Raw genomic sequence first — 11,865 nt, forward strand, 5'->3', positions numbered from 1 at the left:
TGAGCGACTGGAAAAAGTATACGGCGATCAGGCCTACAACGGTGTATTCAAAAAAGCACTTGGGGAATGGAGTATTGATTTTGAAAAAGCTTCGCGAGCGGAGNCAGCGAAAGGGTTTGTTCCAGTGGCAAAACGGTGGGTGGTGGAGCGGAGTATTGCTTGGACAAACTTCTTCCGTCGGCTAGTAAAAGACTACGAACACACGCTGAGTTCATCAATAAACTGGCTTTATTTGGCTAACATTCAGCTCATGCTACAGAGAATACCCTCAGAATCAAGCACCTAATTCCCCAACACGCTCTAAATCAACAAATCCATGAGAATCAATCTAGTAGTAGCCCTTGTGTTAACCATTCTTGGCGGTAGTGCCGCTATGGCGCAGCCTGGTCAGCGGAAGATGCTCCTCAATAGTCTGGGTGGCATCCTGCCGGTTAAAGCTCAGGTATCCGTAGAGACCTACCTGGGTAAAGTCAGTGTACGCGTGGTCGATTCAGTTATGGCCAACAATACGGCTGGTTCGGAAGTAACCCATGCCAAAATCCGCAATCAGCGTTTTCACAACGGCAGCATTGAACTAGAACTGGCCGCTAAGCCACTGGCTACGGCGGGTGAAGCTGCCCGGGGTTTTGTAGGCATCGCCTTCCGCATGGCCGACGACGAGTCCAAATTCGAGTGTATCTACCTGCGCCCCACCAACGGTCGGGCCGAAGATCAGGTTCGGCGGAATCACTCGGTGCAATATGTTTCTTACCCCGACTATCCCTGGCAGCGATTCCGGAAAGAAACGCCGGAAAAATATGAGTCGTACGTGGACTTAGTAGCGGGCGAATGGACGAAGATTCGGATTGAGGTGCAGGGCGATAAAGCCCGGCTGTATGTACACGGGGCTAGCCAACCTACCCTGATTGTCAACGACCTAAAGCATGGCCCCAACCAGGCGGGGGCCATTGGTCTGTGGATAGGCTACGGCACGGATGCTCATTTTGCGAATTTGGTTGTCACGCCAAAGTAGTAATTATCAACTGTCTTATCCGGGACTTATTGGGACGTTTTACCGAACGAAGACTTGCTCGGAGCGGGCTACTAGAATGATAAATTAAGTTGGTAAGCCCTGCAGTCGCCATGGTATTAAATGGAGTCTATTCTAGGAAAGCTATCGTTAAAAATAAAGCGGCAACGTTGCTTCGCTACCGCTTTAGGAGACTGGCCAGGGACCACCCACCTACCGGTGGTCGACTTTTTTCGCTTCGCCACTAATGGCCCGACCCGTTGCTTTGGTCGCTTTCGTAACAGCGCTTCCCGTTGCCTTTGTACCCTTAGTTACGGCTCTTCCGGTGGCTCTGCCAGCGGTGCCAACCGCGTGTGCTCCATCAGCAACACCGGTTTCCACTTTATCACCAGCGCGCCGAACATCTTGTCTGGTTTTTTCCTTACGGGCCGCCCGTGTAGCGGCATGATCATCCTGGGCAAATGCGCCGGTTGTTAATACCGCGCAAAGAGCAAGTGATAAAAGCAGTTTCGTTTTCATAACTTTTTTGTGATGGTAGCGGAGCCTTACTCCAGATACGTTGATTGCGTTGGCAGAATAACGTTTTTCGTTGGTTGTTTGTTTTTTGAGCTAAACTAGATGGGTATTGGAGGTATCAATTGTAGACTTACCTTATTGGTTTAGCGTCCATTATGCAAGGCGTTTACCCGCGTTCAGCAACGTTTCGTCGTCTTTGGCGAAGCAGAAGCGCAGGACCTTGTCCTAGTTTTTCCGGTTGTAAAAAACCGATACTGGAATCGATGCAACGTCAATTTCCCGTGTCAGACAGATGCGCTGCGCCTGGGCCAGCTTCCGGCGGGTGTGCTGCTGCGGGTCAGTACGTCCACCCAAAACCAGACCGTGAAGCTGCTCAAAGCGGAGTAGAAATTATCTTCGACAGACTGGTTCACCAAAGAAGCCGCGCCCCTTTCTGGGAACGCGGCTTCTTGGTGATTCGGACCTTTAATTGACCGATTGCAACACTGACCCGTCCTAGGTTGTATTGACTGTTGTCCTCCCCTAAACCTGACCGGCCTTTACTTGGCAACTAAGTAAAGCATGATCTGGTCTGCTATCCAGTTAAAGGGAGCAAGTATAATAGAGTAAGTGTAGCCTACACTAGACACACGAATAGACCTGATAGTATCAATAGTCCGTCCAGATAGGCATAATACCAATAATCAGATACCCAATACGGAATAGACTGAACAGTTCCAGCTAACAGCAACATGGGCGTACCTATGCCTATTATAGATCGAAATGTCATTCCATGTAGATACAGCATCACTAGTGACACCGTGAAGCAGCCCGCCAAACCATAAAATATATAAAGTGCCCGCTGGTAGGTCATCATCGACACGAGAGTCAGCCATCTCGACCGCCTGTCGTCATCTCGATCCCGGTAATCGAACCAAAAGCATAGACAATAAAGGAATAAAAATCTGTTTATCGCCCACAGGCTCATCGTAGCAGTCCAGGCAGTAGTAGCCACAAGAAGTGGTAACACCGCCGTCACGAAGGTCCAGACAAAAGCCAGGTAGGCTGTTTTGAGAATAGCAATCTGACGCAGATATCGAAATGGACGGTGGTTAATTTTAGGTGCCGTATAGAGAAAGGTAGCTACGATAACAGGCATAAAATAGAATAGATAGGGTAGCAATTGACTCAACAAAGCCAGCAAGAGCACGGAGGAACCAATAAATATCCCCAGTAGGGTAGGCTTATGACGCCTATTCCATTGGTTGCGCTCACGCTGGTTTAACGCTGTGGGCGTCAAATACCAGTGCAGGGCATAGCTGCTTAAGGTACCTAGGAAAATAAAGAGCAGGAAAAGAACAGGAAGTTTGAGGTGAAACAAACGGGCCGTTATCCAACACATCACCACCGCACCTAGGGCTATATAGCTATTACTAAACAGAAAAAGCTGAAGAAGGGTAATAGAAAGTTTACGCGCTTGCCTGAGCATTATTTTTTGTTGACGATAGGGGAACATTAAACGGGCGTTTTACACCTTTTCCAGTTACGTTTAGAGGAGCGTATCAATACGTATTAGTACCAGGAAACCAGTTTGATCATTCGTTTCCGCTCAACGTACCTTATTTCCAAGGCGTCTGCTTCCTTTTCCTGGCATAGGCAAATCGTTTGCTTAGGAAGTTTCTGACCGAAATGTGTTTTTCCAGGTGCGTGTATTCACGCAAACCCATCTGATAGGCTGAAAACAAATCAGTGTAATCGAGAATACGAATAGTCGACTCGTCGGCCGACACAACCGTCAGCATATCAACCTGTTTACGCGTCATTAGATCAATGGCGTCCTTCAATGAACTGGTAGACGAAATAGACGGGTACTGCCTATCGGCCATCACGACGTGCAGAGGGGCGGTTTGATCGGGGTACGTGATGAGGGCTGACAAACTCACGATGCCACGGATGTGGTGATCGTTATCCATTACGGCAAACCGCTGGCATTTAGTGGCGGCTTGCCGAAGGTATTGATAGACCTCAGGCAGGGTACTTATATCGGCAAAGAAAACCTCACAACGGGTAGCCACATCCCCGACGGTCCATTTTTCCAGCCAGTCGGGCTCGTATGAATCAGGCGTTTTTGTGCCCCGTCGCGCTATCTTCTCGGTCATGATGGTATTCTCCATCATCAAAAATGAGATACTGTACGAGCCGACACAGGCGGCCAGCAGGGGCAGCAGACTGTTGGTCTGCCGGGTTGTCTCCAGGGCAAAAATAATGGAGGTCAGCACCGCCCGGCTGGCTCCGGCAAACAGGGCCGACATACCGACCAAAGCGGCCAGGGGCAGGTTGATATCAAGGCCAGGGAATACCAGTTCGACGGCATGACCCGCCAGCGCTCCTATAGCCCCGCCAATGGTAAGCAACGGGGCCAGGGTACCGCCCGATGTGCCGCTACCCAATGAGATGGCCCACGAAAGGAGTTTGAACAGACACAAAGACAGCACAAGGGATACGGGCATTGTCCCCGACAGAATATCGCTAATATTACGGTAGCCTACTCCCAGGGTTTTAGGAGAAATGTAGCCAATAAGGCCTACCGCCAGCCCACCCAGCGCGGGCCACCACATCCAGTGAAGGGGTAATTTTTCAAACCCATCTTCAATAAAATAGACCAGCTTGGTAATAGCTACCGATAGAACGCCAATCAGCAGGCCAATAGCACTGTAGGCCAGCAAAGCGGCATTGCTGGCTTCGGGTATGATTTCGGACACGGCAAAAACCGGCTCGGTGCCAAATAGCAGGTGATGACCGGCGGCTCCTGTAATACAGGCCAGCGCAACGGGAATGATTGACCGGGCCGAGAACTCGAATAACAACAACTCGATGGCCAGGAAAATAGCGGCTAAGGGCGTACCAAAAATAGTGGCCATCCCAGCCGTAGCCCCGGCAGCCAGCAACGTTTTTCGTTCGCTATCGCTGATGGTAAGAAGCTGGCCGATGGTGGACCCCAGGGCGCCACCCGTCGCAATGATGGGACCCTCTGCTCCGAAAGGTCCCCCTGTTCCAATGGAGATGGCCGCTGAGAGGGGTTTTAAAAAAGCGATAATTGGTTTAATCCGGCTTTTATTGACCAGAATCTGTTCCATGGCTTCAGGGATGCCATGCCCCCTTATGGCTTTGGAACCATAAAAAGCCATCAGGCCCACTAGTATCCCGCCCACTGCCGGTAAGGCAATGACCCACAGGCCCAGTGTTGCATCAGCCGGGCTGCTCTCGGCCAATGACCACCGCCCAAAGAACGAAAGGTTGGTAACTAAATTGATAAGGCCAACCAGCAGGCGGGCAATCAGCGCTACACCACCCGCCAGCCCTACGGCCAGCATAGCTATGTATAGAATGCGCTTTTTTGAACCGGTTCGCTTTGGTTTTAGCGGCTCCCCATTGAGAAACTCTCTCAATGAAGTAGAAATGGGAATGGGTGCTGGCCCTATATGGTGGTGATGCATATGCGAAAATGACAAATATGATTTATATCATAGTCAATTCATTAAAGCATAAAATAGTTTGCCTAGATTTGTGATTTGAATAATACTACAAATAAACCTATGCTGAAGCTGATAGCACGGAGGCAATACCGGATCGTTCGGTATGTGCTGTATCGTCAGACGTTAATTGAACCCGCCGATCATTTCTGGACATTCGTCGGGGCGTTTACGGCCATTGCTTCGTTTGGATTATTGAATAAGTCGCAGCTGCTTCCCCAGGATGGCGTGTTTCTGATTGGGTCGTTCGGGGCCTCCTGCGTGTTGATCTTTGGAGCCACTCATAGTCCGCTGGCTCAGCCCCGAAACCTGGTAGGGGGGCATTTGCTGGCTTCGGTGATTGGGGTGAGCATCTACAAGCTGCTGCCCGATCAGCTCTGGCTGTCAGCCGCCCTGGCCGTTTCGCTGTCCATTGTGGGTATGCAGATCACCAAAACCATGCATCCACCGGCGGGCGCTACGGCGCTGATTGCCAACATTGGTTCCGATAAAATAAAAGCCCTGGGTTTTTACTACGTACTGACACCCGTGTTGATGGGGGTGGTGATTTTGCTCGTTATGGCACTAATCGTTAATAATATCCCCCCGAACCGGTCCTATCCCAGCCAGTCTATTCGCCTGACAAGACGCCTGGGCCGGTGGCATAAGCCGCTGAAAAACCTGCGCCACCGGGCAGCTTCCCGGAAACGAGCGCGCGCACGAGCCCTGTCATGAAAACGAATAAGATGCCTTGTGATTTAAGCAGTTGCCTCCTCTGTAAAAACAGTCTGGCAGGCTGGCTTCCTCTGATCGATGGAAATCGGCAGATGCTGTCCTTCAAAAAAAAGGAAGTGATTTTTTCGGAAGGGAGTCAGGTGGCGGGGGTCTACTTTGTGTATGAGGGTACCGTGAAAATTCACAAGGCGTGGAGCCAGCAAAAAGAACTGATCCTGCAGTTCGCCCGAAAAGGCGACATGATTGGCTATCGGGCGCTGGGCAACGACCAGATTCTGCCCATCACCGCCACCGCTTTAGACGAGGTTACCCTCTGCTTTGTAGCCTTACCTTTTTTTGAACTCTCCCTCCAGTCCAACCATTCGCTCACCTACGCACTGATGAGGTTTTACGCCAACGCCCTGCAGGAAGCCGAAAAACGGATGCGGAATCTGGCCCTGATGGACGTAAAAGGCCGGGTAGCCGAAACGCTGCTGATGCTGCAGCATAAATTTGGCGCGGACGAAACGGGGCAGATCGTGATGAACCTGACCCGGCAGGATATGGCGGCCTATGCCGGCACCACCTACGAAACATTTTTTCGTACGCTTAACGAGCTAAAATCCGAGGGGTTGATTCAGCAGACCGACAAGAGTTTGATCCTTCTGAATGCCGGGAAACTGGCTATGCTGACGCATACGGACCCTTAATCCCCGATGCTGCTTACCGGGGTTCTCGTTACAAACGGGCGGATTTATACGGTAAGCAACCGCTCCAGCGGCCTGGCGCAGCCGCGGACGGTGGGTTTTATAGTTAAATAGGTATGATTTGATAATCAGCGTCTTATCAAAAAAATATCTGAAAAATGAACCAAAAAACCGCCATTCTGACTAATCTACCTGGGTAGAACAGTTTATCAAATAGGAAATCCTTATTGATAAGCACTATTTTAATGTACTGATAATCAACTTTCACCAAGACATATAGTTGCTTAGCGTACAAAGCCGGCCGTTTGTAACGAGAACCCCGTAAGTGGACATCATTAAGAACCTAAACCGAAAGAGGCTATAAATTTTAACCTGATATGCTTAAGAAACGGACCTTCTCTCAGGAGCCGTTGGCTGATGCCCTCCTAGATGGGGTAGCCTGTGGGGTCATTATTTGTCAGCCCGTACCCGGAGCTACTCCTGATTACGTGATTCGCCTAATCAATACGGCCGCTGAGCGCGTAACGGGTTATAACCGAATGCTAGTAAAAGATCGCCCACTGACGCTACTTGTCGATCAACAGCAAGTCAATACATTGTCGTTAGCGAGTTCATCTGCCTCCAACTCAACCCACTTCCTTCCGATCTGGCTCAAACATCGGAATGATCACCGGTTTCTGCAGTCTGTAGCTATTGCCTGTCAGGATGAACAACTAACGCTGACGTTTCCTCTGGTCGGTCAGGAGTTTAGCTTGTTCGATGTGATGGCAGGTGTTATTCAGCAGTCTCCCAATGGTATCGTCGTTTACCGGGCTAAACGTGATGGGGCTACACAGGCCATTGTAGATTATCAGACCATCTTTTATAACGCTCGTGTCCTGGACATAACCGGGTACGAAGAAACGGAACTTCGGGAGTTAGGTCTTTTTGAGCGTCAGCCGGATGCACGTCGGCTAGCTGCCAGTTTTCAGGCCCTCGTCGAGCAGGGGGAACCGATTGACTGGGAGTATTATAATCCACGCCTTCAGCGCTGGTTTGAAGTGCAGTGTAAGCCGATGGGTGATGGTTTTTTCACCTTGTTTCGCGACCTTACCCAGCTTAAGGAAGCCCATAAGCAGCTGCAGCAGCAGGCTGAATTGCTGACCCGGATTCTGGACACATCCCTGAGTGGTTTGTTGGCTTGCGAAGCCTTACGCGATTCGCAGGGAAGGATAGTTGATTTTCGACTGACGCTGGTAAACCAGGCAGTTCGCGCTATGGTGCCTACTGGCCAATCCCTCGAGGCAGGACGCCGGTTATCTGACTTTTATCCAGCCAATGAGCAGCCGGCACTCTTCGACCGGTACGTACAGGTCGTTGAGACGGGCGAACCGTTTACGGCTGAGTTACATTACAAAGTCGTCAATGAATGGTATCACATTGCGGTGGCGAAACTAGGCGATGGCTATGTAGCCTCCCTGACCCAGTTGACGGCTAACAAGCAAACCGAACAACTGTTGCATCAACAGGCCCAACTGCTACAGAGCGTTCTTGATACAACTTCCACGGCGGTAGTTACCTATTATCCCCTCCGGGGTGAGGAGGGGCAGATTGTTGATTTCCACTTTGGACTGGCAAACCAGGCTGCCTTATCGATCCTCGGCCTGACTCATGCCCAATTACAGGCTCGTACGCTTCTGGAGTTAAGCATGGCGCTCGAGAGTAATACTGCCTTTGTCGACTATATAGGAGTGATTCAAACAGGCCAGCCATTCACTTTCGAACGGTATTTCCGCAACCGCTGGTTTCTGACTACCGCTGCGCGCCTTGGGACTGATGGGCTCATAACGTCTACTATCAACATCACCGCCATTAAACAAGCGCAGGAGCAGATTGAGCAACTCAATCATCAGCTTCAGCATTCCAATGCCCGTCTGAATCAGTTTGCATCCGTGGCTTCGCACGACCTGCAGGAGCCGCTTCGCAAAATCAATTCCTTCGGCAATATCCTTATCGACCAGTACGGCCCGGCCCTGGGCGATGGGCTAAATCTGTTGATACGGATGCAAACAGCCGCCAGCCGAATGCAGACGCTTATCCGCGACTTATTAACCTACTCGCGGCTGTCGATGGGCTCACCGGTTGACTATCAGTCCATTGATTTAAATCGCATCCTGGGTGAAGTACTTGTTGATCTGGAAATTGCTATAGACGAAAAAAATGCAGTCGTGGAGGTGGTTGACCTTCCTACGATAACGGGCGACGCACTGCAACTGCGGCAGGTATTTCAAAACCTGTTAAGCAATGCCCTTAAATTTACCAGGCCCGGCCAGCAGCCCCGCGTAACCCTGATGAGTAAATGGGTGAATCGGGAAGATTTACCTCTGGGCCTTCCTGTTAGTGGCTGGAATCCTAACCCACCTGCTTACTGGCAGATTACGGTGGCCGATAATGGCATTGGCTTTGATGAAAAATATCAGGACCGCATTTTCAGTGCCTTTGAGCGGTTGCACAGTAAAAGCAGCCCTTATGGTGGATCAGGTATCGGCCTGGCTATCGTACGGCAGGTAATGGATAACCACCTGGGGGCCGTGAGGGCGCATAGCGTTGCGGGTGAAGGAGCTACATTTACCTTGTACCTGCCTGCTTGTCCCTAATCAGAATAAACTATAGATTTCGATAGGTCTTAATGGTCGTAACAGTGCTACGGTCCAAATCCTTGGTTGATGTATAGCTCTTAACTTGAGGAACCGGGAATATTCGTACGGGCCAGCTCATCGACAATGACCAGTTCGGGGTGCGTGTTGATAACGGCCTGCACATCCATCTCGTCGAGTTCCCGCCCTTTGTAAAACAGTTTACGTCCTTGGATAACCGGAAGTCCCGCTACCAGGGCCATCGTTTCGGCCCGGTTGTGCGTTCGATAAAGCCAATTTTTACGTCGCTACCACTCCATAGCAGCGCATGAGCCTCCTGCAACATCCGGTAAGATTTTCCCACGCCCGCGCTCATGCCTTGAATTTGCCACGTCGGGACTCGCGAATCAGGGTCAAAAATCGATCAGCGTTTTGATCGTTAGGATTCATGGTTTTTCTAGAATACAGGATTGCACTGGTACGCCGAAGCAGGAGGTTAACAGCTATCCCGCTTCGGCGACCAACTATGGAGAAGATGCTTCAGAATGAAACAGCTAAACTCGTTGTTAAGCTCGTGTTTTGACGACAAAAACCACTGGTTGTTTCAAAAATAGGGGTCTTGCTGTCATATATTTTCCCTTCAATGCGAAACAGGGCCTGTGGTAAAATGTAGTAGTCGTAACCCAGCGAGTAGCCCATCGACTGAAAACCGAGAATGTCAGTAATCACCGCTTTTTTGTCATCGTAGTACTCAACTCGTCCGTTCAGGTAGCTTCGGTCCGATGTCTTGTACCGCGCAATCACGACGGGAGAATACCAGATATATGCTGCCCCGCCCTCAACCCGGTCCACACTGCCCGTGCGCACGACCGGCTTGCGGTCACTGCCAATGTCGAAGCCCAGAATCACGCCAAACCGCCCGGCGGGGTTAATGATGGTATAAAAGTTGTTGAAGAAGCGACCCTGCTTGAGCGAGTCGGGCCGGTCGCTGCCCAGAAATGTGCTCCAGTTCAGCGTCACCTTATCGGAGGGCCGGAACTGCACCTGCGTACTAACTGACGGTCCGCTGTAGCCCGACACTTTGGCGATGCGCTGCCAGCCGTTGAGCACTGACCCTAGCAGGGTCCATTTTCCGTTGGTATAGGTCAGTTTGACACCGGTCAGGTAATACGGTGAATTTTCGGCCAGGATGCTGCGCGTCAACGTCCAGCAGTCTTTGGAAACGGCACTCTCAAAACCGATGTGCGAGCCAAAAACGCCCGCATTGAGCCATAAATCGTGGGTTCTACTCAGCTTTACGCCGACGCTCGCTTCGTACACATTTTTCAACAATGGTTGCTCGGCGGCATAATTGTATTGCGCGTAAGTACCAACCTGTAGGGCCAGATTCCCGCGTACCCGGTCGGTAACATATGCCAGTTTGAGGTACGCATGATTGATGTTGAATTCCCGGTTTCGCTTGTGGTTGTATAAGAAAGAGGGCCGCTCCTGGGCCGTTTTGGGGGCCGTAAGATCGAACGTATAAAAGGCTTCTACGTAGCCCGTCAGCGTCAACGCCGGGGCTGTAGGTGCCGGGGCCGTGCTGCCCGTACTATCAGCAGACTGGGCCACAGCTACGGATGAAGCAGCACAAAGGCAGGCCGCAGAAAAAAATAAAAGCTTGTTCATGTTCGTGATGCGATACCCTGGTCCGGACCTAGCCGGGGTTACTGACTAGTTTAAGGCGTCGAGCGCAACATTTAACTTGAGAATATTGACGGTTGATGGACCAAACAGTCCCATCAGCGGACCTTCGGTTTGTTCATCAAGGGGTTCTTCTTCCAAATGGGCGGATTTATACGGTAAGCAACTAAAGGCTTAGTTTTGATTAAAGAGTTGGAAGAAGAACCCAGTTACTGGTGAGTAGTAAAGGCCGGTTGCCCCTCGCCATGACCACAATCTTGGCATTGGGGAAGGCTAGTTCTTGCTGGGCATTGATTTGTTCGTACTGTAACTGCTTATCCGACAATCCAGTCGATAAAATCAGCTGGTAATCGGCAATACCCCGCGCTTCGACGCGTTTGCGCTTGGCTCCCTGGCGCTCTTTCTGCAACACAAACTGCATCTTCTGAGCGTCCTGCTCGGCGTTAATCTTGGATTCGATCGCCTTCTTGACCGAGACGGGTAGGTCATTGTTGCGGATGAGCAATTGCTCGAGCAGCAGACCCCGCTTACGGAAATCCGCTTCTATGGACTGATAGATCCGGCGTTGAAGCTCATCGCGTCGGGTCGAATAAAGGGCTACGGCATCGTAATAAACCGCATTGTCCCGAATCCGGGCCCGGGTGATGGGCCGCACGATCTTGTCGTAGTAATCCAGGCCCACTTCCCGGTACAGTCGGGGGGCATCGGCGGCCACAACCCGGTACAGGACAGTTAAGTCAATGACCACCTCTAGCCCATCCGCCGTCAACACGCGTATGCCATCATCCCCCTGTTTGGCTCCTTCATCATGAATAACCGACATCGTGTAATTCTGGGTTTTTATATCAAATTCGTTTATCTGGGCCAGGGGGTTAACCCGTTCAATCCAGCCGGCAGGGCGCTTGGACCCACCTGACCGAAAAGCGAAACGACCCCGACCCGACCCGTTGATACGGGTCGGATGCTGGCGGTGATTAGTCCCCCGGCCATCAAAACAAGGCCAATCACTTTGCTGGGGCCCGAAAAGCGCGAGATGCTCAGCGAAGGCGTTTGAATGGCGAAACCAGCCAGAGGGACCAATAAGCCAAGAATAAAGAGGATCATCATGGTCTATTAGCGAAAGGATTATC

The 11,865-nt window shown here is 51.0% G+C and carries 10 protein-coding genes and 2 pseudogenes; 4 read left to right on the forward strand and 8 right to left on the reverse strand.

Annotated elements, in window-relative coordinates; all coding sequences use genetic code 11:
- The first annotated feature begins 316 nt into the window (after window positions 1-316).
- Window positions 317-1,012, forward strand: a complete 696-nt coding sequence (locus B156_RS0119665; protein ID WP_018621492.1) for a hypothetical protein — start codon at window positions 317-319, stop codon at window positions 1,010-1,012.
- Between the two features lie 210 nt (window positions 1,013-1,222).
- Here the strand turns inward: B156_RS0119665 and B156_RS0119670 are convergent, their stop codons facing one another.
- The 3 genes from B156_RS0119670 to B156_RS0119680 all read right to left on the reverse strand — a co-directional run bounded on the left by B156_RS0119670 (window position 1,223) and on the right by B156_RS0119680 (window position 5,001).
- Window positions 1,223-1,528 carry a hypothetical protein gene (locus B156_RS0119670; RefSeq protein WP_018621493.1) on the reverse strand — a complete coding sequence of 102 codons (306 nt, stop codon included), beginning with the start codon at window positions 1,526-1,528 and terminating at the stop codon, window positions 1,223-1,225.
- A 613-nt stretch (window positions 1,529-2,141) separates the two neighbouring features.
- The gene (locus tag B156_RS0119675) at window positions 2,142-3,020 is read right to left on the reverse strand and encodes a UbiA prenyltransferase family protein (protein WP_018621494.1); all 879 of its coding nucleotides are present in this window, start codon (window positions 3,018-3,020) and stop codon (window positions 2,142-2,144) included.
- 103 nt (window positions 3,021-3,123) lie between these two features.
- Window positions 3,124-5,001: a chloride channel protein gene (locus B156_RS0119680; protein ID WP_245563787.1), complete on the reverse strand. Its 1,878-nt coding sequence runs from the start codon at window positions 4,999-5,001 to the stop codon at window positions 3,124-3,126.
- A gap of 99 nt (window positions 5,002-5,100) precedes the next feature.
- On the opposite strand from B156_RS0119680, the gene B156_RS29495 reads away from it, so the two are divergent.
- The 3 genes from B156_RS29495 (at window position 5,101) to B156_RS0119705 (ending at window position 9,073) form a co-directional block, all read left to right on the forward strand.
- Window positions 5,101-5,751, forward strand: a complete 651-nt coding sequence (locus B156_RS29495) for an HPP family protein (RefSeq protein WP_018621496.1) — start codon at window positions 5,101-5,103, stop codon at window positions 5,749-5,751.
- Window positions 5,748-6,440, forward strand: coding sequence for a Crp/Fnr family transcriptional regulator (locus B156_RS0119690; RefSeq protein ID WP_018621497.1), 693 nt, complete (start codon window positions 5,748-5,750; stop codon window positions 6,438-6,440). Before B156_RS29495 ends, B156_RS0119690 begins: the two co-directional genes overlap by 4 nt.
- Window positions 6,441-6,814: 374 nt before the next feature.
- Window positions 6,815-9,073 (forward strand): PAS domain-containing sensor histidine kinase, encoded by a 2,259-nt coding sequence (locus tag B156_RS0119705; RefSeq protein ID WP_018621500.1) that lies wholly within the window; start codon window positions 6,815-6,817, stop codon window positions 9,071-9,073.
- A gap of 83 nt (window positions 9,074-9,156) precedes the next feature.
- Here B156_RS0119705 and B156_RS30950 read toward each other — a convergent pair.
- From B156_RS30950 to B156_RS32500, 5 genes and pseudogenes are all read right to left on the reverse strand, one after another.
- Window positions 9,157-9,502 (reverse strand): annotated as a pseudogene (locus B156_RS30950) (sensor protein KdpD); the annotation flags it as partial.
- Window positions 9,503-9,592: 90 nt separating this feature from the next.
- On the reverse strand, window positions 9,593-10,720 hold the full coding sequence (locus B156_RS0119715) for a porin (RefSeq protein ID WP_018621502.1): 1,128 nt from the start codon (window positions 10,718-10,720) through the stop codon (window positions 9,593-9,595).
- 45 nt (window positions 10,721-10,765) lie between these two features.
- A pseudogene (locus B156_RS30955) lies at window positions 10,766-10,861 on the reverse strand (potassium-transporting ATPase subunit C); the annotation flags it as partial.
- A 58-nt stretch (window positions 10,862-10,919) separates the two neighbouring features.
- Window positions 10,920-11,558 (reverse strand): prohibitin family protein, encoded by a 639-nt coding sequence (locus B156_RS29500; protein WP_425423312.1) that lies wholly within the window; start codon window positions 11,556-11,558, stop codon window positions 10,920-10,922.
- A 32-nt stretch (window positions 11,559-11,590) separates the two neighbouring features.
- Window positions 11,591-11,842 carry a hypothetical protein gene (locus B156_RS32500; RefSeq protein WP_342664438.1) on the reverse strand — a complete coding sequence of 84 codons (252 nt, stop codon included), beginning with the start codon at window positions 11,840-11,842 and terminating at the stop codon, window positions 11,591-11,593.
- Between the last annotated feature and the right edge of the window lie 23 nt (window positions 11,843-11,865).

Source organism: Spirosoma luteum DSM 19990, assembly GCF_000374065.1.
Taxonomy (GTDB): Bacteria; Bacteroidota; Bacteroidia; order Cytophagales; family Spirosomataceae; genus Spirosoma; species Spirosoma luteum.